Below are 24,044 nucleotides of genomic sequence, written 5' to 3' on the forward strand. Positions count from 1 at the left end.
TCGTATATCCGCAGTTGTGATCGGCCGGTGAGGCGGCTCGGTGCAAGATGCGGGGAGGGGGCGGACCCGCCGGCTACTGCTCGGCGTGCGCCTCGAGGAACCGGTAGACCGAGGAGTCGTCGACGCCGGGGAAGGTGCCCGACGGCAGCGGCGACAGCACATGCGCGTGCAGCCGGGCGCTCGGCCAGGCGCGCCCGGCCCAGCGCTCGGCGAGCTCCGACGGCGCACGTCGGCAGCACGACTCGTCGGGGCAGGTCGATACCGCGCGCTGCGTGGTCTCGCGCCCTCGGAACCACTTGGCCTGGCTGAACGGCACGCCGACCGAGATCGAGAACTCCGCGGCATCCGTGCGCCCCGTCTGCGTCGCGCACCAGAAGGTGCCCGCGGGGGTGTCGGTGTACTGGTAGTTCTCGGTCGTGCGGTTGGTGTGGCCGAACGCGGTGCGGGCGCTCCACTTCTTGCAGACCCACTGGCCCTCGATCGAGCCCGTGACATCGGTGGGCAGCGGCAGGCCGTCGTTCTCGTAGCCCTTGAGCAGGGCGCCGTCGCCCGCGACGCGGAGGAAGTGCAACGTCATGTCGAGGTGCCTCGTCGCGAGGTTCGTGAAGCGCAGCGCCGCGGCCTCGTGCGTGACGCCGAACGCGTCGCGGAAGTCCTCGATGGCGAGTCGCTTCTCCTTCTTTGCGGCCTGCAGGAACGAGACGGATGCCTCGCGCGGCATCAGGCACGCGGCGGCGAAGTAGTTGATCTCGAGCCGCTGCCAGAGGAACTCCGCGTAGCTCGCGGGGCGCTCGTGGCCGAGCAGCCGGTGCGCCATCGCCTGCAGCGCCATCGACCGCAGTCCGTGGCCGCCGGGGATCGACGCCGGCGGCAGGTAGATGCGGCCGTTGGCGATGTCGGTGATCGATCGCGTCGAGTCGGGCAGATCGTCGACGTAGATGAGCTGGAAGCCGAGCTTCTCGGCCATGACGCTCACCTCGCGGTGGGTGAGGGCGCCCGAGCGGTGGCCGGAGGAGCGCACCTGGTCTTCGGCGAGCTGCTCGATGTCGGCGAAGTAGTTGTCGCGCTCGCGCATGCGCTCGCGCAGCTCGGTGTTGGCGCGCCGCGCCTCCTCGGGCGTCGCGATGGCCTCGCTCGCCCGCCGCTGCAGTTCCTGGTGGAGCCCGACGATCGCCTCGAGCGACTCGTCGGTGATGCCGCGGCCGGGGCGGATCGCGGGCAGTCCGAGGCTCGCGTACAGCGGGCTCGACTGCGCGCGCCCGAGCTCGAGCTCGAGGGCGGCGCGACGGCTCGGCGCCTCGCGCGACAGGAGGTCGGCCAGCTCGACGTCGAGCGACGCGGCGAGCGAGTCGAGCAGTGAGAGCTTCGGTTCGCGCTTGCCGTTCTCGATGAGCGAGAGCTGGCTGCCGGCCATGCCCACGGCCTCACCGAGCTGGTCGAGGGTGAGGCCCCGTTCGCCGCGGAAATGGCGGATGCGCTGGCCGAGGGTCGCGAGATCGGGGGAGCCTGCCTTCATGGCTTAAGGATAGCGAAAGATCGCACATTCTTAACGCCCGATTTGGCCGAACGGATGCTCCAACAGCCTGCATTCTTGAAGTACGAACCAGTTCCGGCTCACGTCGGCACCATTTTGGAAGGGACGAAGATGACCATCTCCGAGTTCTCGATCGGCACAGAGGCATCCGACTCGGCCGGCAGCATCCGTCGCGGCACCACTGACGCAGCCCTGCGCGCGTGGGTCGACGAGATCGCCGGCCTCACCAAGCCCGATGAGATCGTCTGGTGCGACGGTTCGCAGCACGAGGCCGACCTGCTGACGAAGCAGCTCGTCGCCGAGGGCAAGCTCATCAAGCTGAACCCCGAGTGGCGCCCGAACAGCTTCCTCGCGCGCACCGACCCGAAGGACGTCGCGCGGGTCGAGGACCGCACGTTCATCTGCTCGACGTACGAAGAGGACGCCGGCCCCACGAACAACTGGCGCGACCCGCGCGAGATGCGCACCGAGCTGACCGACGTCTTCGACGGTTCGATGAAGGGCCGCACGATGTACGTCGTGCCCTTCTCGATGGGCCCGCTCGGCGGCCCCATCTCGCAGCTCGGTGTCGAGATCACCGACTCGCCCTACGTCGTGCTCTCGATGGGCATCATGACCCGCATGGGCGACGCCGTCTACCGCCTCATCGAGGCCGGCGAGCCGTGGGTGCGCACCGTGCACTCGGTCGGCTACCCGCTCATCGACGGCGTCGGCCACCGCCGCGCCGAGGCCGACTGGCCCTGCAACGACACCAAGTACATCGTGCAGTTCCCCGATTCGCGCGAGATCTGGTCGTACGGCTCGGGCTACGGCGGCAACGCGCTGCTCGCCAAGAAGTGCTTCGCACTGCGCATCGCGAGCGTCATGGCGCGCGACGAGGGCTGGCTCGCCGAGCATATGCTGCTCATCAAGATCACCTCGCCCGAGGGCAAGGCGTACCACGTGGCCGCCGCGTTCCCGTCGGCCTGCGGCAAGACCAACCTCGCGATGCTCCGCCCGACGATCCCCGGCTGGAAGGTCGAGACGATCGGCGACGACATCGCCTGGATGCGCCCCGGCGACGACGGCCGCCTCTACGCGATCAACCCCGAGGCCGGCTTCTTCGGCGTCGCGCCGGGCACCGGCGAGACCACGAACCCGACGGCCGTGCAGACCCTCTGGGGCAACACGATCTTCACCAACGTGGCGCTGCGTCCCGACGGCGACATCTGGTGGGAGGGCCTGACCGACGAGGCGCCCGAGGAGCTCACCGACTGGCAGGGCAAGCCGTGGACGCCCGACTCCGGTCGCCCCGCGGCGCACCCCAACTCGCGCTTCACGGTCGCTGCCGCCCAGTGCCCGCAGATCTCCGACGACTGGGACGCCCACGACGGCGTGCCGATCGACGCGATCCTCTTCGGCGGACGCCGCGCGACCAACGTGCCGCTCGTCGCCGAGGCGCGCAGCTGGAAGCACGGCGTCTTCATGGGCGCGACGATCTCGTCCGAGAAGACCGCCGCAGCAGAGGGCACCGTCGGCGAGCTCCGCCGCGACCCGTTCGCGATGCTCCCGTTCTGCGGCTACAACATGGCCGACTACTGGGGCCACTGGGTCAAGATGGGCCGCGTGCTCGGTGAGAACGCGCCGAAGATCTTCCAGGTCAACTGGTTCCGCAAGGGCAGCGACGGTTCGTTCCTCTGGCCCGGGTTCGGCGAGAACTCGCGCGTGCTCGAGTGGATCGTCGGCCGTGTCGAGGGTACGAGCGATGTCGTCGAGACGCCGATCGGCCTGATCCCGGCATCGGGTTCGCTCGACCTCGACGGCCTCGAGATCTCGGATGCCGCGGTCGAGCAGCTCTTCGACGTCGACCGCGACTCGTGGCTCGCCGAGTGCGACCTCACCGACGAGTACTTCGGCCAGTTCGGTGACCGCGTGCCCGCCGCGCTCCGCGCCGAGCTCGCGAGCCTGCGCTACCACCTGGCGCACCAGGAGGCGTAGCTCCGACGGCGATGCGCCCCGCGGTTCCGCGGGGCGCATCTCCGTGCCGCCTGCGGATGCCGCGGACGCGCGCGTTCGGGAAGGCGCGCCGCCCGCGGCATCCGTCGACGGCATTTCGGCACGCCTGACGCGGTGCCGCTCCCATGCGCGCTAGCGTGTGCCGCAAGGAGGCGCGATGGAGTTCGGCACGGTCATCGAGACGATCGGCGGGATCATCGACTTCGTCGGTGTGCTGGCGATCGTGGTCGGCGTCGTGTACGCGAGCCTCGATGCCGGACTCAGGGGACTGCGTCGGAAATCCCCGATCTACGAGCGCTTCCGACGCGTGCTCGGTCGAGCCATCCTGCTCGGCCTCGAGCTGCTCGTGGCCGCCGACATCATCAAGACCGTCGCGGTGACGCCGACGCTCGACTCGGTGCTCGTGCTCGCGATCATCGTGCTCATCCGCACGTTCCTCAGCTGGTCGCTCGAGCTCGAGGTCTCGGGCCGCTGGCCCTGGCAGAAGCGCGGCTCGACCGGCGACGAGCCGTCGCTCGTGCAGACCGACGCCGGCTGACGGCGACAGGACTTCCCGGACCGCCGGCGCCCGGTGGGGGTACCATTTCTCCAACGTCGTGAGAAACGAGTCGAGGAGACCGCGTGGGTGATCCGACAGGCACGCGGCGCGGAACGAACCTGCCGCGCATGGGCGACTTCAACCAGTCGGTCGTCTTCGACGCGATCCGCCGGTCGAGCGACGGCTGCAGTCGGGTGGAGCTCGTGGCGGCGACCGGACTCTCGGCGCAGACGATCTCGAACGTCGTGCGGCGCCTGATCGACGGCGATCTCGTGGTCGAGGCGGGCAAGGCGAGCTCCGGCCCGGGCAAGCCGAGGACGCTGCTCCGGCTGAACCCGGCGGGCGCGTACGCGGCCGGAGTGCACATCGATCCGGCCGTGATGACCTTCGTCGTGCTCGACCTGGAGGGCGCCGTGGTCGCGCACGCGCGCCGGCGCACCCCCATCGCGAACGACCCCAGGCTCGTGATGTCGAGCATCCAGGACGGACTCGACCGGCTGATCGCCGACTCCGGCGTGCTGCGCGAGAAGGTCGTGGGGCTCGGTGTCGCCGCGCCCGGCCCGATCGACGTCGAACGCGGCACCATCGTCGACCCGCCGCACCTGCTCGGCTGGCACCGCGTGCCGCTCCGCGATGCGCTCGCCGAGTCGACGGGACTGCCGGTGCTGGTCGACAAGGACGTCACGGCGGCGGCGGTGGCCGAGATGTGGACCGGGGGTGCCAACGGCGTCGGCAGCTTCGTGTTCTTCTACCTCGGCACCGGCATCGGTGCCGGTCTCGTGCTCGACGACGAGGTCGTGCGCGGGGCCTCGGGCAACGCCGGTGAGGTCGGGCACATCGTTGTGGACCCCGGCGGAGCCGTGTGCAGTTGCGGCCTGCACGGATGCATCGCCGCCACCTGCACGCCGCAGGCGCTCGTCACCGAGGCCGAACGGCTCGGCGTGCTCGCCGACACGCGACTGCGAAGCGGCGCGCACGACGTCGACGTGCGCTTCACCGCGCTCTGCGATCTCGCGGCCGCGGGCGACGTCGGAGCGCGGCAGATCCTCGAGCGCTCCTCGGCTCGCACGGCGAAGGCCGTCGCCGTGCTCACCGACCTGCTCGACGTCGATCGCGTCGTGTTCGGAGGGCCGTTCTGGCAGCGGTTCCGCCCGTACCACCTCGAGCGCATTCCCGCCCTGCTCGACGAGCTGAGCGTCACGCGCTCCATTCGGCGGGTGCAGGTCGTCGGCACCTCGGCCGGTGAGGATGTCGGCGCGGTCGGGGCCGCCTGCCTGGTGCTCGAGCGCGCGCTCGGGCCGTCGGCGGCACGCCTGATGCTCGACGCCTGACACCGGTTCCGAATCGGATGCGCCGGGGGCTTGCAGAGTAATTCCATTCGATTTACTATTTCGACAGACGCGACCGCGTTCGATCCAGCTGGAGCAAAGGAGCACCATGCGTTTCTCTCGCGTACTCGCCGGCGTGGCGACCGTCTCTGCGGTGGCCCTCGCATTCGCCGGGTGCAGCCCGGCGGCAGACGACTCCAAGACGATCACGATCGTCTACCAGAAGACCGACGGCTTCGTCGCGCTCGACGAGCTCTTCCAGAAGGTGAAGCCCGAGTTCGAGGCCGCCAACCCCGGCGTCACCGTCGAGCTCGAGCCCATCGTGGCCGACGAGGGCGACTACGCCACGAAGCTCGCACTCATGCAGCAGAGCGCCGAGACGGCGCCCGACGTGTTCTACGAGGACACCTTCCGCGTGCGCAGCGATGTCGACGCGGGCTACCTGCTGAACCTCGACGAGTACCTCGACGAGTGGAAGGACTGGGAGCAGTTCAACGAGGGGGCGAAGGAGGCCGGGCGGGCAGACGACGGCAGTGTCTACGCGGTGCCGCTCGGCACCGACACCCGCGGGATCTGGTACTCCAAGTCGGTGCTCGAAGCCGCGGGGGTCCCGCTCCCGTGGGAGCCGAAGAGCTGGGAGGAGATCCTCGAGACGGCTCGCGCCGTCAAGGCCGCCTCGCCCGACAAGGTCGCGTTCAACGTGTACTCCGGCAAGCCCGCCGGTGAGGGGTCGGTCATGCAGGGCTTCGGCATGCTCATGTACGGCACCGACGACACCCTCTACGACGCCGAGGAGCAGAAGTGGGTCACGGGCTCCGAGGGCTTCGTCGACTCGCTGGCGTTCATCGAGACCCTCTACGGTGAGGGCCTGGCGCCGGCGCCCGACGTCGCGCTCGACGGCTCGATGTGGCAGAAGCTGTTCGGCGAGTGGTTCCCCGGTGGGCAGATCGCAGGCACCATCGAGGGATCGTGGTCGCCGTCGTTCTGGAAGCAGGGCGGATCGTACGAGTGGCCCGAGTACGTCGACGACATCGGCGTCGCCGCCTTCCCGACGCAGAACGGCGAGGGCGACGGAGCCGTGAGCCTCTCGGGCGGCTGGACCCTGGCGGTGGGAGCGCAGAGCCAGAACCCCGACGAGGCGTTCGACTTCCTCGCCATGGCGCTCGACCGCGAGAACGCGCTCGAGTACAACATCGCGAATTCGCAGATCGCGGTGCGCACCGACGTCGCGGAGGACCCGGCGTATCTCGAGGCGAACCCGTTCATCGGGTTCTTCACCGACCTCGTGAGCGTCACGCACTTCCGTCCCGCCACGGCGGACTACCCGCAGATCTCGGCCGAGATCCAGGCGGCGACCGAGGCGGTCATGACGGGGCAGATGAGTCCGGAAGAGGCCGCCGCGGCCTACGACCAGGCCGTGATCGGCATCGTCGGCGATGAGAATGTGACGCAGTGACGGGTGGTGGCATCCACATCGGCACTGCGTGACGGCGCCGTCCGGCCGTCGCGGGAACGCCCGAACTCCCGCGGCGGCCGGTCATCGCGCACCTCCATCGCACGATTCCTCCCCGTCGTCCCATCGATCCTGTTGCTCGCCCTGTTCATGGCGGGCCCGGTCATCTGGTCGGTCACGATCTCGTTCACGAACACCGCGCTCACGGGCCGAAACGCGAAGGACCCGTCGTGGGTCGGCTTCGAGAACTACACGCGACTCCTGCATGACCCGGGCTTCCCGGTGTCCGTCTGGCTGACCGTCGTCTTCGTCGTGGCATCGGCGGTGATCGGCCAGAACGTGCTCGGGCTCGCGATCGCGGTGCTGCTCGGTCGGGTCGGCCGCGCCACGCACGCCATCGTGACCACGATCGTGGTCGGCGCATGGGTGCTGCCCGAGATCGTCGCGGCGTTCGCGGCGTACGCGTACTTCGCCGACGACGGCACCCTCAACCAACTGCTCGCAGGCATCGGCATCGACGGTGCGAACTGGCTCTACGACTTCCCGATGCTCGCCGTGATCCTCGCGAACGTCTGGCGCGGCACGGCGTTCTCGATGATGGTCTACGAGGCGGCGCTGAACGACGTGCCGCCCGAGATCACCGAGGCCGCCGTCATCGACGGCGCCGGCGGACTCAAGCGACTCGTCTGGGTGACGATCCCGATGATCCGGGGGAGCATCGCCACCAACCTCATGCTGATCACGCTGCAGACGCTCGCGGTCTTCACGCTGATCTGGGTGATGACGAAGGGTGGTCCCGGCATCAGCAGCACCACGCTGCCGATCCTCGCGTACCAGGAGGCGTTCAAGTTCCAGGAGATCGGCTACGGGTCGGCGATCGCGGTCGTCATGATCCTGATCGGGGCCGTGTTCTCGGTGCTCTACCTGCGCACGCTCCGACCGGGGAGGGACTCATGACCGGGCCGACGGCGGCACCGACCCGCCCGCGACCCCTGAGCATGGCGTCGCCGCGACGAGCGGTCGCCGCCCTCGCCGCGAACGTCGTGCTGCTCGTCATCGGCGCGTGCTTCCTGGTGCCGCTCGCCTGGCTGTTCCTGGCCTCGATCGACACGGCGCCGAGCCAGCAGACGCGCGTGCCCACCGAGTTCACCCTCGAGCACTACGCCGCCGTGCTCACGCCCGAGCGCACCCTGCTGCCGCTCTGGAACAGCACGGTGCTGTCGGCGGGCTCGGCCATCGTGACGGTGATCGTCGCGGTGCTCGCCGCGTACCCGATCTCGCGGTACAACTCGCGGTTCAACACCCCGTACCTCTCGGCGATCCTGTTCGGCACCTGCCTGCCGATCACGGCGATCATGGTGCCGGTGTACAGCCTCTTCGTGCGGCTCGGCATGCTCGACAACCTCGCGGCGGTGACGTTCTTCCTCGCGGCGACGAGCCTGCCGATGGCGATCTGGATGACGAAGAACTTCATGGACTCGGTGCCGGTCTCGCTCGAGGAGGCGGCGTGGGTCGACGGTGCCTCCGCGATGCGCGCACTCCGGCTGATCGTGCTGCCGCTCATGCGGCCGGGGCTCGCGGTCGTCTTCATCTTCGTCTTCATCCAGGCATGGGGGAACTTCTTCGTGCCGTTCATCCTGCTGCTGTCGCCCTCGAAGCAACCCGCCTCGGTGAGCGTCTTCAGCTTCTTCGGGCAGTACGGCACCGTCGCATACGGTGAGCTCGCGGCGTACTCGCTCATCTACTCGCTGCCGGTGGTGGTGCTCTACATCATCGTGTCGAAGGGCATCGGCGGCTCGTTCGCCATGCAGGGCGCGATCAAGGGATAGGGGTTGGTCCGATGCACGACGACAGCAGGTTGGTCGAACGGAGAATCGCGCGGTTCGTCGCCGAGCGCATCGAGCCGGCGCTCCATCGCCGGAGCGCCCCCGTCTCGATCGAGCAGTGGGTGGCGCCGGGCGAGCCGGTGCCGTTCGCCGAGGCCGCCGCGCAGCGCTTCACGCCGTTCGAGACGGATGCCCCGTGGGGCCGGCCCTGGGGAACGACCTGGTTCCGCATCCGCGGCCGGGTGCCCGCCGCGTGGGCGGCGCAAGGCGATACCCGGGTCGAACTCGTCGTCGACCTGGGCTTCACGGGTGCCGCGCCGGGCTTCCAGGCCGAAGGCACGGTCTGGAGCGCCGACGGCGTCATCATCAAGGCGATCGAGCCGCTGAATCGCGCGGTGCCGCTCGAGGCCCAGCCGGGGCAGGACTTCGAGGTGTTCCTCGAGGCGGCGTCCAACCCCGATCTCCAGGGCGGCTGGTCGTTCGCACCCACCCCGCTCGGCGACCCGGCCACCGCAGGAGACGCGCTGCTCTACCGGATGCGCCGGCTCGAGGTCGCGCTGCGGGACCTTCCGGTCTGGGAGCTCGCACAGGACATCTGGACCCTGCGCGGCCTGCACGCCGAGCTGCCGGAGGCCCTGCCCCGGCGCGCGCAGATCCTCAGGACCCTCGAACGCTGCATCGACGCGATGGATCCCGACGACGTGTCGGGCACCGCAGTGCGCGGCCGTGAGCTGCTCGCGCCTGCACTCTCCGCTCCGGCCTGGGCGAGTTCGCACCGGGTGCACGCGGTCGGCCACGCGCACATCGACAGCGCCTGGCTCTGGCCGACCCGCGAGACGGTGCGGAAGGTCGCGCGGACCTTCTCGAACGTCGACGCGCTCATCGAGCGGAATCCGGGCTTCGTGTTCGCCGCGTCATCCGCTCAGCAGTTCGCCTGGTTGAAGGCGGCCTATCCCGAACTGTTCGAACGGGTGCGCCGGCGAGTGACCGAGGGCTCGTTCGTGCCGGTCGGCGGCATGTGGGTCGAGTCCGACACCAACATGCCGGGCGGTGAGGCGCTCGCCCGCCAGTTCGTCGCGGGCAAGCGGTTCTTCATGGAGGAGTTCGGCGTCGAACCGCTCGAGGTGTGGCTGCCGGATTCGTTCGGCTACTCGGGGGCGCTGCCGCAGATCGCCAGGGCCGCCGGCAGCCGCTGGTTCCTCACCCAGAAGATCTCGTGGAACGAGACGAACGTGATGCCGCACCACACCTTCGACTGGGAGGGCATCGACGGCACGCGCATCTTCACGCACTTCCCTCCCGTCGACACGTACAACTCGGAACTCTCGGGCGCCGAGCTCGCGCGGGCCGAGCGGCAGTACGCCGAACACGGCTCGGGCAACACCTCGCTCGTGCCGTTCGGCTGGGGCGACGGAGGCGGCGGGCCCACCGAGGAGATGCTCGCCGCTGCCGCGCGCACGGCGGACCTCGAGGGGTCGCCGCGAGTCGTGCTGTCGAGTCCTCGGGAGTTCTTCGAGGCGGCGGAGGCGGAGTTGCCGAAGCCGCCGGTCTGGTCGGGCGAGCTGTACCTCGAGTTCCATCGCGGCACCTACACATCCCAGGCGCGCACGAAGCGAGGCAATCGGCGCAGCGAGCATCTGCTGCGGGAGGCCGAGCTGTGGGCGGCGACGGCGGCGGTGCGCGGACGACTCCAGTACCCGTACGACGAACTGGAGACGGCCTGGCACATGGTGCTGCTGCAGCAGTTCCACGACATCCTGCCCGGGTCGTCGATCGCCTGGGTGCACGCCGAGGCCGAGCGCCGCTACGCGGAGGTCGCCGAATCGCTCGAGGCGATCATCGCGCGCTCGCTGCGCTCCCTCGTGGGCGACGGGGAGCAGACCGTCGTGGCGAACGCCGGACCGCTCCCGCTCGACGGAGTCGCCGCGCTCGCCGCGGCGGTGACGCCCGAGACGGATGCCGCGGCCACCGTGCGGCGCGACGGCGAGCGGATCGTGCTGGCGAACGCCCGGCTCGAGGCCGTGCTCGACGGCCACGGGCTCCTCGTCTCCCTCGTCGACCGGAGGACCGGGCGCGACGCGATCCCCGACGGCGGTGCGGCGAAGCTCTTGCAGCTGTTCCGCGACACCCCGAACCAGTGGGATGCCTGGGACGTCGACGTGCAGGACCGGCGGAACGTCGTCGAACTCCGCGACGTCGAGTCGATCGAGATCGTCGACGAGGACCCCGCCTGCGTCGTCGTGCGTATCGTCCGGCGATTCGGCGACTCCGAGGTCGTCGAGACCGTCTCGCTCGAGGCGATGGGCCGGGCGCTCGACGTCCGTCTCGATGTCGATTGGCACGAGCGGCAGAAGCTGCTGAAGCTCGCGTTCCCGCTCGACGTGCACGCCGAGCGGGCGACCTCCGAGATCCAGTTCGGTCACCTGCATCGACCGACGCACACGAACACCTCGTGGGACGCGGCGCGCTTCGAGTCCGTCGCGCATCGCTGGGTGCACGTCGGCGAGCCCGGGTACGGTGTCGCCGTCGCCAATGACGCGACCTATGGGCATGACATCGCGCGTGCCGTGGTCGACGGGGCCACGGTGACCACCGTGCGCCTGTCCCTGCTGCGGGCTCCCCGTTATCCCGACCCGACTGCCGACCAGGGGGCGCACGTCTTCCGCGTCGCGATCGCTCCGGGCGCGGGCATCCCGGAGGCCGTCGCCGAGGGGTACCGGCTCAACGTGCCGCCGCGACGGCTGCTCGACGCCGCCGTCGATCGCGTGGTTCCCCTCATCGCCGTGGCGGGCGACGGGGTCATCGTCGAGGCCGTGAAGCTCGCCGAAGACCGTTCCGGCGATGTGGTGGTGCGGCTCTACGAGGCGCACGGCTCCCGCGCGCAGGCAGTGCTCTCCGCCGAGTCGGCCGGAGCGGTGGCGACCGAGGTCGACCTGCTCGAACGGCCGCTCGCCGAGTCGAGGGCGCGGCTGGCCGAGGTGGCGGGAACGCCCGGCGCCTGGCAGCTCGAGCTCCGCCCGTTCCAGCTCGCGACCGTGCGGCTCAGTCGCGGGGCGACGGCGGCGACGAACGAGTGACGGATGCCGCGCCGAGCGGCCACGCACCGAGCACGCGGCGGTGATGCGCGCCCGATGACGGTCGCATGTCGATGAGGGCGAGCTGGCGGAGCAGCACCCGATCGCCGGTGCCCAGCCGCCCGTGGCGTTTCACGGTGACGTGCGGTCGGAAGTCGATGCGAAGGTGACCGGGCTCGATCCCGGCGGTCGCGAGGGCGGCGAGCGTCGCGGACCGCAGGGCGGAGATCTCGCCGCCGTCGCGGATGAGGGTCACGGGCACGTCGTGCCGGCGGCCGAACATGGCGGGCTCACCCGCGGCGCTGCTGATCGGCCGAGCCTCGCGGGCGACCCCGCCGAGCACCGCCGCGACGAGCTCGTCGGGTCGTTCCGTCGTGAACGGCTCGACGAGCGTGACGTGCAGCGGCCAGTCGGCGACCGTGAACGACTCGTCCGGACCGAGCGGCGAGAGCGGAAGCACGACGACGAAGTGCGTCATCCGCCGATTCTCGTCGACCTCGCCCGGGACGTACAGGGCCGAATCGACCGAGCGGCCGGTCCCGGCCGGACGCGCTCAGGCGATGTGCGGTTCGTCCAGCCGGCCGAGCAGGCGCAGCATCGCGGCGGGCGCGTAGCGGAACTCGATCGTGCCGCTCGCGCCCGGTTCGGTCGGCCCGATCCACGTGCTCGACCCCTCGTGCACGCGCACCCAGCCGTGCTCGAAGAGCAGGTCGGCGCCGATGACGAACGCCATCGCGGGGGTCTCGCCCTGGCGTACGGCGATCGAGCCCTCGAACACCTGCGACGCAGCGGCATCCTGGTCTTCGCGGCACTGCACGCCCATGAGGGGGCGCGCGATCGGCGTCGCGAATCCCGTGACGTGGAAGGGGCTCGCCTTCGCGACGTCCGCGACGACGCCGAAGTTGACGCTCGTCGAGACGAGGCTGAGCGAGGCCTGCCCGTCGAGGACGAGCCGGCTCGAGACGCGGAATCGGTAGAACAGTCGCCCCGACTCCCGAGCCGGCGGCAGCACGGCGAGGCTCGCCCAGTTGCGCGACCAGGCGAGCGGGTCGCCGTCGCGGTTCGGCGGGTCGTAGAGGCTCGCCGTCAGTCGCACGGCACCGTCGGGCTGGGTCGGCGCGGCCTGCAGCGAGGAGCGGCCGCGGTCGTCGTCGGGCATGACGTCGCGCACGGCCGTGAACGCGGGCAGCCGCAGCGGCTCCCAGTGGCGGAGCCAGCCCTGGATGCCGGCCTGCACGCGGTCGAACGAGTTGCCGAGGCCGCTGCGGGTGGCGGCGGCCTCCGCGTCGTCCGCCGCATCGGGCAGTTCGTCGATGAGGTCGACGGGCAGCTCGTCGAGTCGTTCGAGATCGCGCTCGTTCGAGACGGTTGCGATGGTCATGGTGTTCCTCCGTGGGGCATGGGCTCGGGGCATCCGGTGGGGGATGCGGGAGTCCACGCTACGAAGGCGGCTTCGGCGCGCCATCCGAGCGAGCACTGAGTTTCACTCGGGTTCGCACTGAGGTCGGCGCGTCTCGCCCTCACCGTCACACGAGCAGCTGATGCGCCGCCAGATCGCGGTAGAGCGGCACCGCCGCCACGAGCTCGGCATGCGTGCCCTCGCCGATCACGCGGCCCTCGTCGAGCACGATGATGCGGTCGGAGTCGATGACCGTCGAGAGCCGGTGCGCGATCACGATGAGCGTGCGCCCTTCGGAGACGGCGTCGACGGCGTCGCGCATCATGCGCTCGTTGACCCCGTCGAGTGATGAGGTCGACTCGTCGAGCAGCAGGATCGGGGGAGCCGCGAGCAGGGCGCGGGCGATCGCGAGGCGCTGGCGTTCGCCGCCCGAGAGCATGATGCCGTCGTCGCCCACCGCGGCGTCGAGGCCCGCGGCGTCGCGATCGAGCACGCCGCCGAGGTTCACCGCGCGCAGCACCTGCTCGCACGCGGCGTCGCTCGCGTCGGGGCTGCCGAGCTTGAGGTTGTCGCGGAGGCTGCCGGCCAGCACCGGGGCATCCTGTTCGACGTAGCCGATCTGGGCCCGGAGCTCGGCGCGATCGAGCGAGCGCAGGTCGAGACCGCCCATGCGCACGCTGCCGACCGAGGGATCGTAGAACCGCTCGATGAGCGCCAGGATCGTCGACTTGCCGGCGCCCGAGGGGCCGACGAGGGCGATCCGCTGCCCACGCGGCACCTGGAACGAGACCCCGCGCAGCACGGGCTGCCGGTCGGTGACGTCGGGCTCGGGCAGATGCTCGTCAGCGGTCTCGTTCGCGGGGTCGGCCGGGTCCTGACGCGTCGCCGCGTAGGCGAAGGAGACGTCGTCGAACGCGATCGCCGGGGCGCCCGGCAGCACGCCCTCGTTCGCCTCGCCGACCATGAGCGCGAGCGGCGCGAGTTCGCGGTCGTGCGCGTCCTCGTCGGGCAGGTCGAGGATCTCCTGGATGCGGCCGAGGGCGCCGAGCGCCTGGTTCACCGAGGTGATGGCACCGAAGAACAGGCCGAGCGGCATGATCATCATGAACAGGAACAGGATGAACGCCACGAGGTCCGCGACCGCGAGGGCGCCGGAAGCCACACGGAAACCACCCACTCCGAGCACCACGAGGAACGACACCTGCATCGCGATGCCGGCGACCGGCACGATGAGGGCCGAGATCTTCGCGACCTTCACACCCATCTGCCAGGCGCCCTCCGCGTGCGCCTCGACATCGCGGATCTCGCGTTCGGTCGCCCCGGCCGCGCGGATCGTGCGCACGGCGCCGATGGCGCGTTCGACGGATGCCGCGACGTCGCCGACCTTCGCCTGGGCCTGGTGCGACGCCTCGCGCACGTGCCGCGACAGCAGCGTGACGGTCGTGATGGCGACGGCGATGACGAGCACGGTGAGGCCGAGCAGCACGGGGTCGATGATGAGCATCGCGATGAGCGCGCCGATGAACGTGACGGTGCCGCCGATCGCCTCGACGAGGCCTTGCGTGAGCACTGCGCGCAGCATCGTCGTGTCGCTGCCGACGCGCGAGACGAGGTCGCCCGTGCGGCGCGTGTCGAACTCGGCGATGGGCAGCCGCAGCAGCTTGCCGATGAGTCGCTTGCGGCTCGAGAGCACGACGCCCTCGCCCGTGCGCTGCAGCAGGTAGTGCTGGTAGCCCGTGATCACGCCGCTCACGATGACGAGGGCGACGAGCGCCCAGACGATGCTGCCGAGCGGCTCGTTCGCCTCGACGACGGTGATCACCTGGGCGACGAGGAGCGGCTGGGCGAGGCTCGCGAGCGCGCCGATGATCGAGAGGATCGCGACCCAGATGAGCACGGGGCGGTGCTCGAAGATGAAGGGCAGCAGTTGCCGGAAGGTCGCACGCGGGCCGGTGGTCTCACCGCGCCGTGAGAAGGGGGATCGTCGGGTGGGGGTGTCGCTCATGTCCTCTTCCTGGCGTGCGACGAGCGGATGCCGCATCCGCCCGAGTGTCGCAAATCGCCGTCTTGCAGCTTACGTGCCCTACCTGCGTCCGTACTTCTTGTGCACGGCCTGCTTGGAGACGTCGAGCGCGAGGGCGATGAGCTGCCAGCTCGAGCCGGCGGCCCGAGCCCGTCGCACCGCGGTGGCCTCGGCGCGGTCGAGCTCGCGGAGGAGCGCGACCCGTGCATGGTGCAGGTCGCGGAGCGCGCGATACGGGTCGTCGCCGTCGGCCGCCGCGATCGCGGTTCGGAGGGTGTGGTCGTCCATGGCGTCAACCATAATTGACTTGCCATCGATCGTCAATGCGAGTTGACAACGACGAGGGCGCGCAGGAACCGGTGTGCCGACGACGAAGGCGGGGCGGCTGATCCAGCCGCCCCGCCTCCTGGTCACTGCTCGTGCCGGACTAGCCGAGCCCGTTCCAGAAGCCGCAGTTGTGCGCGGTCTCGAACGTGTCGATCATCTCGAGGCCGCCGGCCTCCTCGGTCTTCAGCTCCAGCACCTCGCGGCCGTCGGCGAACGTGCTCCACTCGGGCCCGCCGTCGATGCTCGGCGTGCCGGTCTCGAAGAACGACGACCACAGGGCGACCATCTGGTCGGCGAGGGCCAGCTGCTCGTCGTTCAGCGCGCGCTGTGCGGCGGTGTAGTTGAACAGGTACTGCAGCTCGGTGGTGTGCGTCGCGCCGAGGTCGAGCGTCGAGGGCGGGAACGGGTCGCCCAGCGATCGCCACCCCGGTGTCGTCTCGTCGGCGAACTCGTAGAAGTACACCGAGCGCCCGGCGTCGGCGAAGCCGTCGGAGGCGACGACCGACGGGCAGGCGAACATCGAGTCGCCGCTGAGCCAGCCCGAGGCGAAGATCGGGTCCTCGCCGGCGTCGGCGGGGTAGAGCTCCAGCACGTCGGGGGCGAGCGCACCGAACTGGGCGGTGACGCCGGCCTCGTACTCGGCGGGGTCGAGCGGGTACTGCGCCGAGGCGAAGCCGAGCCACTCGTCGCGGGTGACGCCCATCATGATCGGCACGTCGGCGAGCGTGCCGTCGGCAGCCGCCTCGAGCGGGCCGACCGGCTGGTCGGGGCCGCCGGCGGCGGGCGAGGCGAAGCCGAACCCGGTCGCCGTTCCCACGATCGTCGAGGTCGGCACGGCGCGGAGGCACTCGGCGTCGTCGGCTGCGCAGCCCCACTGCGCCGTGAACTCGGTCGGGTCGGATGCCGGTGCGCCGGCGCCGCAGGCCATGGACTGCACCACGGCCTTGTCGAAGAGCCCCTCGGCCGTGGGCGACGCGAGCTGGAAGCAGACCGAGCCGCCGCCGGCGGACTCGCCGACGATCGTGACGTTGTCGGGGTCGCCGCCGAAGGTCTCGATGTTCTCCTGCACCCAGCGCAGCGCCTGCTGCTGGTCGAGCATGCCCCAGTTGCCCTGGGCGCCGTACTCGCCCTCCTCGGCGGTCGCCGCGGTGGCGAAGAAGCCGAACAGGCCGAGGCGGTAGGCCGGGATCACGGTGACGGCGTCGCCGGTCGCGGCGAAGTTGCGGCCGTCGTAGATGTTCGGCGTACCTGCGGTGTACCCGCCGCCGTGCAGGAAGACGACGACCGGCAGCTTCTCCTTCGCGGCGTCATCGGGCGCGTAGACGTTCAGGTAGAGGCAGTTCTCGCTCAGGGAGCCGTCGGAGTCGCCGTTCACGGTCTGCGCGCAGTCGGGGCCGGGCTTCGACGCGTCGAGCACGCCGGCCCAGGGCTCGGGGGCCTCGGGCTCGCGCCAGCGCAGGTCGCCGACCGGCGGCTTGGCGAAGGGGATGCCGAGGTACTCGACGCCGTCGGCGGTCGCCACGCCCGTGAGCGCACCCTGCTCGATCTCGACCTGCGGTGCGGCGGCCGGTGCGGCGTCGTCGGCCGCGCCTCCGGCGATGCATCCGCTCAGCAGCAGTGCCGTCGCCGTGGCCGCGATCGCGATCGACGCGACTTTGGCGAGTCTTCCTGTCGTCATGTTGCTCCCTCGTGTTCTCCCGGAATCTACGGTGTGTCCACAGCGTTGTCAAAGCAGTTGACGGTAGCGCGCGCGCGAGCAGCCCGACCGCAGTGCACGATGGGGGGATGGATCTCACCACGGCCGCTCTCGTCGGCATCTCGCACGGCACCGCATCCTCCGACGGGCAGGCCGCCGTGCAGCGGCTCATCGCCGCCGTCGAGGAGTCGGTCGCCGAGTCGGTCGAGGTGCGACTCGGCCACGTCGATGTGCAGCAACCGGATGTCGCGGCGACCCTCGCCTCGTTGCCGCCGGCGACGCCCGCGGTCGTCGTGCCGCTGCTGCTCTCGGCCGGGTACCACGTGCACGTCGACCTGCGACGCGAGATCGAGGCCGTCGCCGATCGTCGGGTGCGGCTCGCCGCAGCGCTCGGACCCGACGACCGGCTCGTCGAGGTGCTGCGCCGCCGCCTCGTCGAGGCCGGCACCACGCGCGACGACCTCGTCGTGCTCGCTGTGGCGGGTTCGAGCGATGTGCGCGCCGTCGACGACTGCCGCGACATGGGCGAGCGGCTCGCCGCGGCCCTCGGCGCGCCGGTGACGGTCGGCTTCCTCTCGGCGGCCGAGCCCCGACTCGCCGACGCGATCGCCGCCGTGCGGGCGGACGGAGGCGGCCGCAGGGTCGTGGCGGCGAGCTACCTGCTCGCGCCCGGGTACTTCCAGGACCTCGCGGCGGCCGCAGGCGCCGACCTCCTCACCGAGCCGCTCCTGACCCCCGGTGACGCGCCGAACGAGCTCGTCGACGTCGTGCTGGACCGGTTCGCGGAGGCAGTGGCCGAGACATCCGATGCTGCGCCGGGAGCATAGCGCGCGACGCTCCGTCTCACCGATTGTGACGCCGCATTGCCGCGGTTGACGCCATGTTGCCTTCCTTGCCGTGATGTGACGGCGCACGCTCCGGCCCGCCGACAACCGGCCTAGCCTCGGTCGAAACCCGCACCCAGCGGTGACCGAGGAGAGACATGACGCAGGAGACGATCGAGGCGCCGAACCGCCCGGCTGCCCGCTCCGGCGAGCGTCCGCCCCGACCGGCGAGTCGCCCGCACGGGCAGTGGAAGGTCGACGGCACCACGCCGCTCAACGGCAACGAGGAGTGGAAGCAGGTCGACGACGGCCTCAGCGTGCGCGGGCGAATCGAGGAGATCTACTCGAAGGGCGGGTTCGCGTCGATCGACCCGACCGACCTGCACGGCCGCTTCCGCGTGTGGGGCCTCTACACCCAGCGCAAGCCGGGCATCGACGGCGGCCGCACGGCGACGCTCGAGCCGCACGAGCTCGAGGACGAGTACTTCATGCTCCGCGTCCGCATCGACGGCGGACAGCTCACGACCGAGCAGTTGCGGGTGATCGCCGACATCTCGATCGAGTTCGGCCGCGACACCGCCGACCTCACCGACCGGCAGAACATCCAGCTCCACTGGATCCGCGTCGAGGACGTGCCCGAGATCTGGCGGCGCCTCGAGGCGGTCGGGCTCGGCACGACCGAGGCGTGCGGCGACGTGCCGCGGGTCGTGCTCGGTTCGCCGGTCGCGGGCATCGCAGCCGACGAACTCATCGACCCGACGGCGCAGATCGACGAGATCACGAGCCGGTTCATCGGCGACCCGACGCTCGCGAACCTGCCCCGCAAGTTCAAGACCGCGATCACCGGCCACCCGAGTCAAGACGTCGTGCACGAGATCAACGACGTCGCGTTCGTCGCGGTGCACCACCCCGACCTCGGCGTCGGCTACGACCTGTGGGTCGGCGGCGGTCTCTCGACCTCACCGCGGCTGGCCGAGCGGCTCGGCGTCTTCGTCGCCCCCGAGCGCGTGGTCGAGGCGTGGCACGGCGTCGCCCAGATCTTCCGCGACTACGGCTACCGGCGCCTCCGCAACAAGGCCCGACTCAAGTTCCTGCTCGCCGACTGGGGCACCGAGAAGTTCCGCCAGGTGCTCGAGACCGAGTACCTCGCGAGCCCGCTTCCCGACGGCCCCGCGGCTCCCAAGCCGCTCGCGCACGGCGACCACGTCGGGGTGCACCGTCAGAAGGACGGCCGTTTCTACGTCGGTGCGACGCCGATCGTCGGCCGGGTCTCGGGCCCGACGCTCGCGAAGCTCGCCGACCTCGTCGAGGCGCACGGCTCGACGCGTCTCCGCACCACGCCGCACCAGAAGCTCGTGATCCTCGACATCCCCGAGGACCGGGTGGAGTCGCTCATCACGGGCCTCGACGAGCTCGGCCTCTCTGCCCGCCCGAGCCTCATCCGCCGCGGCACGATCGCGTGCACCGGCATCGAGTTCTGCAAGCTCGCGATCGTCGAGACCAAGGCGTTCGCGACGGCCGCCGTGCTCGACCTCGAGCGCACGCTCGACGGATTCGACCTGCCGCACCCGATCAGCCTGCATGTCAACGGCTGCCCGAACTCGTGCGCGCGCATCCAGACGGCCGACATCGGCCTGAAGGGCCAGTTGATCATGAACGACGCCGGCGAACAGGTTCCCGGCTACCAGGTGCACCTCGGCGGCGGCCTCGCGACGGCCGACCGCGAGGAGGCGGGCCTCGGCCGCACCGTGCGCGGCCTCAAGGTCGAAGCCGACGGCATCGCCGACTACGTCGAGCGGGTCGTCAAGCGCTTCCTCGACGGGCGCGACGCCGCGGCCGACGAGACGTTCGCCGAATGGGCGCACCGCGCCGACGAGGAGGTGCTCCGATGAGCGTCTCCCTCGCTCCCCGCGCGACCGTGCTGCGCACCCACGACGAACTTCGCGAGCTGGCCGAGGCGGGCAACGCGGAACTCCGCAGCCTCGCGGCCGACGAGGCATCCGCCTACGAGGTCATCGCCTGGGTCGCTCGCAACTTCGCTGCGGATGCCGCGGCCGTCGCCTGCTCGATGGCCGACGCCGTGCTCCCGCACGTCGTCGCCCAGTCGTTGCCCGGTGTCGACGTGCTCTTCCTCGACACCGGCTATCACTTCGCGAAGACCTACGAGACGCGGGACCGGGTCGCGTCGGCGCTCGATGTGCGCGTGGTCGACGTGCTGCCCGAACTCACCGTCGCCGAGCAGAACGCGAAGTACGGGCTCGACCTGTTCGCCCGCGACGCCGCCGAGTGCTGCGCCATGCGCAAGGTCGCCCCGCTGCACGATGCGCTCGCGGGGTACGAGCTGTGGTTCACGGGCGTACGCCGCGACGAGGCGCCCACTCGCACGAACACCCCGCTCGTGACGTTCGACGAGCGCAACGGGCTGGTCAAGGTCAATCCGCTCGCCGCGTGGAGCTTCGACGAGCTGATCGACTACTCGAACGCCTTCGGCGTCCCCGTGAACGACCTGCTGACCCAGGGCTACCCGTCGATCGGCTGCGAGCCGTGCACCCGACAGGTGGCCGAGGGAGAGGACCCCAGGGCCGGCCGCTGGTCAGGCCTCGACAAGACGGAATGCGGGTTGCACGTATGAGCGCCACCGACACGATCCCCGTCGAGACCGGCATCGACGCGCTCGACGCACTCGAGTCCGAATCGATCCACATCATCCGCGAGGTCGTCGCCGAGTTCGAGCGGCCGGTGCTGCTCTTCTCGGGCGGCAAGGACTCCGTGCTCGTGCTGCATCTCGCGGCCAAGGCGTTCTGGCCCGGCCGCGTGCCGTTCCCGGTGCTGCACGTCGACACGGGGCACAATTTCCCCGAGGTCATCGACTTCCGCGACCGCACGGTCGCCCGACTCGGTCTGCGACTCGAGGTGGCCTCCGTGCAGGACTACCTCGATGACGGCCGCCTGCAGGAGCGCGCCGACGGCACGCGCAACCCGCTGCAGACGCAGCCGTTGCTCGACGCGATCGCCGTGGGCCGGCACGACGCCGTCTTCGGGGGCGCACGCCGCGATGAGGACAAGGCGCGCGCCAAGGAGCGGATCCTCAGCCTCCGCGACGAGTTCGGCCAGTGGGACCCGCGCAACCAGCGCCCCGAGCTCTGGGACCTCTACAACGGCCGCCACACGGTGGGCCAGCACGTGCGTGCCTTCCCGATCTCGAACTGGACCGAGCTCGATGTCTGGCGCTACATCGAGCGCGAGGGCATCGAGCTGCCGCCGCTCTACTACGCGCACGAGCGCGAGGTGTACCGCCGCGACGGCATGTGGCGTGCGGTGAGCGAGGTCTCACCGGCGCGCCCCGACGAGCAGGTCGAGCGTCGCACCGTGCGCTACCGGACCGTGGGCGACATGAGCTGCACCGGTGCCGTCGAGTCGGCCGCGGCATCTGTCGCCGACGTCGTCGCCGAGGTCGCGACGTCGACGCTGACGGAGCGCGGCGCCACTCGGGCCGACGACCGCATCTCGGAGGCCGCCATGGAGGATCGCAAGAAGGACGGGTACTTCTGATGGGCGACGCACTGTTCCGCTTCGCGACGGCCGGCTCGGTCGACGACGGCAAGTCGACCCTCGTGGGCCGCCTGCTGCACGACTCGAAGGCGATCCTCGCCGACCAGCTCGAGTCGGTCGCCCGCACCTCGGCCGAGCGCGGATTCGGCGGCGAGCCCGGCGCGATCGACTTCGCACTGCTCACCGACGGCCTGCGCGCCGAGCGGGAGCAGGGCATCACGATCGACGTCGCCTACCGATACTTCTCGACCGGCCGGCGCTCGTTCATCCTCGCCGACTGCCCCGGGCACGTGCAGTACACGCGCAACATGGTCACCGGCGCGACCACGGCCGATGCGGTCGTCGTGCTCGTCGACGCCCGCAACGGCGTGCTCGAGCAGACCCGGCGCCACCTCGCCGTCGTCGCGCTGCTGCGGGTGCCGCACGTGATCATCGCGGTCAACAAGATCGATCTGCTCGGCTACTCCGAGGCCGCCTGCACCGCCGTCGCCGACGAGGTCTCCGCGCTCGCCGTCGACCTCGGCCTGCCGGCCGCCCACGTCATCCCGGTCTCGGCACTCGCCGGCGACAACGTCGTCGACCGCTCGGCGAACACCCCCTGGTACGACGGACCCAGCCTCATCGAACTGCTCGAGGCGCTGCCGTCGCTCGACGAGCTCGAGACCGAGCTCGAGGCGCTGCGGATGCCGGTGCAGCTCGTCATCCGCCCGCAGGGCGCCGTGGCGCACGACGTCGAAGATCCCGAGCGATTCCGCGACTACCGTGCCTTCGCCGGCCGCATCGCCTCGGGCACCGTGCGCGTCGGCGATCGCGTGCAGGTGTACCCCGGCGGTGCCACGACCACGGTCACGGGCATCGACGCCGGGTCGCTCGAGCTCGACGCGGCATCCGCGCCCCGCTCGGTCTCGCTCCGGCTCGCCGACCAGCTCGACGCCGCACGCGGCGCCGTCGTCGTCGCCGCCGGCGCCCTGCCGGAACCGCGTCGCGAGCTCGACGCCGCGGTGTTCTGGCTCGGCGGTGCGCCGCTCCGCCCCGGCGCCCGCGTGCTCGTGAAGTCGGGCACGACCACCGTGCAGGCGCTCGTGCCCGAGATCCTCGGGCGCCGCGACCTCGACTCGCTCGAGCTCGAGCCCGCCGCGCTGCTCGAGATCAACGACATCGGCCAGGTGCGCCTGCGCCTCTCGGCCGAACTGCCCGTCGAGGAGTACGCCGCGCATCGTCGCGCCGGCGCCTTCCTCGTCATCGACCCGCAGTCGGGCGCCACGCTCGCTGCCGGGATCGTCACCGCACCGGTGACGCCCACCACCGGCCACGCCGGCAGCACCACCCGCACGACCACCGACCCCGAAGGAGTAGCAGCATGACCGCAACATCACGCGCCCGTTCCCGCCTCGGCCTGGTCGCGGGCATGATGCTCGCCGCCGCGATCGTCACGACCGCCGTGCTCGCCCTGAGCGGCTGCGCACCGCAGGCCGCCGCAGGACCGGACGCCGAGGCATCCGCTTCGACGGAGCCCGCGGCTGAGCTGCGACTCGGGTACTTCGCGAACGTCACCCACGCGCCGGCGCTCGTGGGACTGGAGGAGGGCCTCTTCGCCGACGCGCTCGGCGACACGAAGCTCACGACGCAGGTCTTCAACGCCGGCCCCGCCGCGATCGAGGCGCTCTCGGCCGGTGCCATCGACGCGACCTACATCGGTCCGAACCCCTCGATCAACACGTTCATCCAGTCGGGCGGGCAGTCGGCGCACATCGTCGCCGGCGCGGCCACCGGGGGAGCGGCGCTCGTCGTGCGCGACGGCATCGACTCCGCGGCGGACCTCGAGGGCACGACCCTCGCGACTCCGCAGCTCGGCAACACCCAAGACGTGGCGCTGCGCTCCTGGCTCGCCGACGAGGGGTACGAGACCGACACGACGGGCGGCGGCGACGTACACATCACGCCCACCGAGAACGCGCAGACGCTCACCCTCTTCCAGCAGGGCGCCCTCGACGGCGCCTGGCTGCCGGAGCCGTGGGTCTCGCGCCTGATCGTCGACGCCGGCGCGCACGTGCTCGTCGACGAGGCCGACCTGTGGGAGGACGGCGCGTTCCCGACGACCGTGCTGCTCGTGCGCGCCGAGTTCCTCGCCGAGCACCCCGAGACGGTGCAGGCGCTGCTCGAGGGGCACCTCGCCTCGGTGGCCTGGCTCGACGAGAACCCGGACGAGGCGCCGACCGTCATCAACGCCGCCCTCGAGGCCGAAACGGGCAAGCCGCTCGCCGACGAGGTCATCACCCGGGCGCTCGAGCACGTGAGCTTCTCGGTCGACCCGCACGCCGAGACGTTCGAGACCCTCGTGGCGAACGGCCTCGAGGCGGGCACCCAGAAGGACGGCTCGATCGACGGCCTGTTCGACCTGCGGCTCCTCAACGGGCTGCTCGAATCCGACGGAGGCGAACCGGTCTCGGCCGGCGGCCTGGGCGAGGAGTAGGA

The 24,044-nt window shown here is 70.8% G+C and carries 19 protein-coding genes; 13 read left to right on the plus strand and 6 right to left on the minus strand.

Features of this window, described 5'->3' with window-relative positions; genetic code table 11:
* Positions 1-73: 73 nt before the first annotated feature.
* A complete protein-coding gene (locus tag BUR99_RS00800; protein WP_074258501.1) occupies positions 74-1,516 on the minus strand; it encodes a helix-turn-helix transcriptional regulator in 1,443 nt (480 codons plus the stop codon).
* Between the two features lie 129 nt (positions 1,517-1,645).
* Here BUR99_RS00800 and BUR99_RS00805 point away from each other — a divergent pair, with 129 nt between their 5' ends.
* The 7 genes from BUR99_RS00805 (at position 1,646) to BUR99_RS00835 (ending at position 11,751) form a co-directional block, all read left to right on the plus strand.
* A complete protein-coding gene (locus BUR99_RS00805) occupies positions 1,646-3,511 on the plus strand; it encodes a phosphoenolpyruvate carboxykinase (GTP) (RefSeq protein WP_074258502.1) in 1,866 nt (621 codons plus the stop codon).
* A 175-nt stretch (positions 3,512-3,686) separates the two neighbouring features.
* Positions 3,687-4,067 (plus strand): DUF1622 domain-containing protein, encoded by a 381-nt coding sequence (locus tag BUR99_RS00810; RefSeq protein ID WP_074258503.1) that lies wholly within the window; start codon positions 3,687-3,689, stop codon positions 4,065-4,067.
* 128 nt (positions 4,068-4,195) lie between these two features.
* A complete protein-coding gene (locus BUR99_RS00815) occupies positions 4,196-5,398 on the plus strand; it encodes an ROK family transcriptional regulator (RefSeq protein WP_074258504.1) in 1,203 nt (400 codons plus the stop codon).
* 106 nt (positions 5,399-5,504) lie between these two features.
* Positions 5,505-6,851, plus strand: coding sequence for an extracellular solute-binding protein (locus BUR99_RS00820; RefSeq protein WP_074258505.1), 1,347 nt, complete (start codon positions 5,505-5,507; stop codon positions 6,849-6,851).
* 147 nt (positions 6,852-6,998) lie between these two features.
* Complete coding sequence (locus BUR99_RS00825) at positions 6,999-7,805, plus strand: carbohydrate ABC transporter permease (RefSeq protein ID WP_200802674.1); 807 nt, start codon at positions 6,999-7,001, stop codon at positions 7,803-7,805.
* A complete protein-coding gene (locus BUR99_RS00830; RefSeq protein WP_084183499.1) occupies positions 7,802-8,677 on the plus strand; it encodes a carbohydrate ABC transporter permease in 876 nt (291 codons plus the stop codon). Before BUR99_RS00825 ends, BUR99_RS00830 begins: the two co-directional genes overlap by 4 nt.
* Before the next feature lie 11 nt (positions 8,678-8,688).
* The gene (locus BUR99_RS00835) at positions 8,689-11,751 is read left to right on the plus strand and encodes an alpha-mannosidase (RefSeq protein WP_074258507.1); all 3,063 of its coding nucleotides are present in this window, start codon (positions 8,689-8,691) and stop codon (positions 11,749-11,751) included.
* On the opposite strand, the gene BUR99_RS00840 is transcribed toward BUR99_RS00835, so the two are convergent.
* The 5 genes from BUR99_RS00840 to BUR99_RS00860 form a co-directional block, all read right to left on the minus strand.
* Complete coding sequence (locus tag BUR99_RS00840; protein ID WP_074258508.1) at positions 11,717-12,226, minus strand: 2'-5' RNA ligase family protein; 510 nt, start codon at positions 12,224-12,226, stop codon at positions 11,717-11,719. The genes BUR99_RS00835 and BUR99_RS00840 overlap by 35 nt on opposite strands.
* Before the next feature lie 75 nt (positions 12,227-12,301).
* Positions 12,302-13,129: a hypothetical protein gene (locus BUR99_RS00845; RefSeq protein ID WP_074258509.1), complete on the minus strand. Its 828-nt coding sequence runs from the start codon at positions 13,127-13,129 to the stop codon at positions 12,302-12,304.
* Positions 13,130-13,274: 145 nt separating this feature from the next.
* Positions 13,275-15,152 carry an ABC transporter ATP-binding protein gene (locus BUR99_RS00850; protein WP_074259385.1) on the minus strand — a complete coding sequence of 626 codons (1,878 nt, stop codon included), beginning with the start codon at positions 15,150-15,152 and terminating at the stop codon, positions 13,275-13,277.
* Between the two features lie 78 nt (positions 15,153-15,230).
* Positions 15,231-15,458, minus strand: a complete 228-nt coding sequence (locus tag BUR99_RS00855) for a hypothetical protein (protein ID WP_074258510.1) — start codon at positions 15,456-15,458, stop codon at positions 15,231-15,233.
* Positions 15,459-15,597: 139 nt separating this feature from the next.
* Positions 15,598-17,175, minus strand: coding sequence for a carboxylesterase/lipase family protein (locus BUR99_RS00860; RefSeq protein WP_074258511.1), 1,578 nt, complete (start codon positions 17,173-17,175; stop codon positions 15,598-15,600).
* Between the two features lie 107 nt (positions 17,176-17,282).
* On the opposite strand from BUR99_RS00860, the gene BUR99_RS00865 reads away from it, so the two are divergent.
* The 6 genes from BUR99_RS00865 (at position 17,283) to BUR99_RS00890 (ending at position 24,042) form a co-directional block, all read left to right on the plus strand.
* Positions 17,283-18,020, plus strand: coding sequence for a sirohydrochlorin chelatase (locus tag BUR99_RS00865; protein WP_074258512.1), 738 nt, complete (start codon positions 17,283-17,285; stop codon positions 18,018-18,020).
* Positions 18,021-18,175: 155 nt separating this feature from the next.
* A complete protein-coding gene (locus BUR99_RS00870; protein ID WP_074258513.1) occupies positions 18,176-19,909 on the plus strand; it encodes a nitrite/sulfite reductase in 1,734 nt (577 codons plus the stop codon).
* Complete coding sequence (locus BUR99_RS00875; RefSeq protein ID WP_074258514.1) at positions 19,906-20,649, plus strand: phosphoadenylyl-sulfate reductase; 744 nt, start codon at positions 19,906-19,908, stop codon at positions 20,647-20,649. Before BUR99_RS00870 ends, BUR99_RS00875 begins: the two co-directional genes overlap by 4 nt.
* Positions 20,646-21,569 (plus strand): sulfate adenylyltransferase subunit CysD, encoded by a 924-nt coding sequence (cysD, locus tag BUR99_RS00880; protein ID WP_234980702.1) that lies wholly within the window; start codon positions 20,646-20,648, stop codon positions 21,567-21,569. Before BUR99_RS00875 ends, cysD begins: the two co-directional genes overlap by 4 nt.
* Positions 21,569-22,933 (plus strand): sulfate adenylyltransferase subunit 1, encoded by a 1,365-nt coding sequence (locus tag BUR99_RS00885; protein WP_084183500.1) that lies wholly within the window; start codon positions 21,569-21,571, stop codon positions 22,931-22,933. The genes cysD and BUR99_RS00885 overlap by 1 nt, the downstream gene beginning before the upstream one ends.
* A complete protein-coding gene (locus tag BUR99_RS00890) occupies positions 22,930-24,042 on the plus strand; it encodes an ABC transporter substrate-binding protein (RefSeq protein WP_074258516.1) in 1,113 nt (370 codons plus the stop codon). The genes BUR99_RS00885 and BUR99_RS00890 overlap by 4 nt, the downstream gene beginning before the upstream one ends.
* The last annotated feature ends 2 nt before the right edge of the window (positions 24,043-24,044 follow it).

This window comes from Agromyces cerinus subsp. cerinus (assembly GCF_900142065.1).
GTDB lineage: Bacteria > Actinomycetota > Actinomycetes > Actinomycetales > Microbacteriaceae > Agromyces > Agromyces cerinus.

Excerpts from the sequence above, each read along its gene's own strand:
- BUR99_RS00870 (WP_074258513.1), top strand. The coding sequence starts at position 18,176 with ATGACGCAGGAGACGATCGAGGCGCCGAACCGCCCGGCTGCCCGCTCC.
- BUR99_RS00855 (WP_074258510.1), bottom strand. The coding sequence starts at position 15,458 with ATGGACGACCACACCCTCCGAACCGCGATCGCGGCGGCCGACGGCGAC.
- BUR99_RS00805 (WP_074258502.1), top strand. The coding sequence starts at position 1,646 with ATGACCATCTCCGAGTTCTCGATCGGCACAGAGGCATCCGACTCGGCC.
- BUR99_RS00865 (WP_074258512.1), top strand. The coding sequence starts at position 17,283 with ATGGATCTCACCACGGCCGCTCTCGTCGGCATCTCGCACGGCACCGCA.
- BUR99_RS00825 (WP_200802674.1), top strand. The coding sequence starts at position 6,999 with ATGGCGGGCCCGGTCATCTGGTCGGTCACGATCTCGTTCACGAACACC.
- BUR99_RS00815 (WP_074258504.1), top strand. The coding sequence starts at position 4,196 with ATGGGCGACTTCAACCAGTCGGTCGTCTTCGACGCGATCCGCCGGTCG.
- BUR99_RS00845 (WP_074258509.1), bottom strand. The coding sequence starts at position 13,129 with ATGACCATCGCAACCGTCTCGAACGAGCGCGATCTCGAACGACTCGAC.
- BUR99_RS00820 (WP_074258505.1), top strand. The coding sequence starts at position 5,505 with ATGCGTTTCTCTCGCGTACTCGCCGGCGTGGCGACCGTCTCTGCGGTG.
- BUR99_RS00875 (WP_074258514.1), top strand. The coding sequence starts at position 19,906 with ATGAGCGTCTCCCTCGCTCCCCGCGCGACCGTGCTGCGCACCCACGAC.
- cysD (WP_234980702.1), top strand. The coding sequence starts at position 20,646 with ATGAGCGCCACCGACACGATCCCCGTCGAGACCGGCATCGACGCGCTC.
- BUR99_RS00850 (WP_074259385.1), bottom strand. The coding sequence starts at position 15,152 with ATGAGCGACACCCCCACCCGACGATCCCCCTTCTCACGGCGCGGTGAG.
- BUR99_RS00830 (WP_084183499.1), top strand. The coding sequence starts at position 7,802 with ATGACCGGGCCGACGGCGGCACCGACCCGCCCGCGACCCCTGAGCATG.
- BUR99_RS00860 (WP_074258511.1), bottom strand. The coding sequence starts at position 17,175 with ATGACGACAGGAAGACTCGCCAAAGTCGCGTCGATCGCGATCGCGGCC.
- BUR99_RS00890 (WP_074258516.1), top strand. The coding sequence starts at position 22,930 with ATGACCGCAACATCACGCGCCCGTTCCCGCCTCGGCCTGGTCGCGGGC.
- BUR99_RS00835 (WP_074258507.1), top strand. The coding sequence starts at position 8,689 with ATGCACGACGACAGCAGGTTGGTCGAACGGAGAATCGCGCGGTTCGTC.
- BUR99_RS00885 (WP_084183500.1), top strand. The coding sequence starts at position 21,569 with ATGGGCGACGCACTGTTCCGCTTCGCGACGGCCGGCTCGGTCGACGAC.
- BUR99_RS00810 (WP_074258503.1), top strand. The coding sequence starts at position 3,687 with ATGGAGTTCGGCACGGTCATCGAGACGATCGGCGGGATCATCGACTTC.
- BUR99_RS00840 (WP_074258508.1), bottom strand. The coding sequence starts at position 12,226 with ATGACGCACTTCGTCGTCGTGCTTCCGCTCTCGCCGCTCGGTCCGGAC.
- BUR99_RS00800 (WP_074258501.1), bottom strand. The coding sequence starts at position 1,516 with ATGAAGGCAGGCTCCCCCGATCTCGCGACCCTCGGCCAGCGCATCCGC.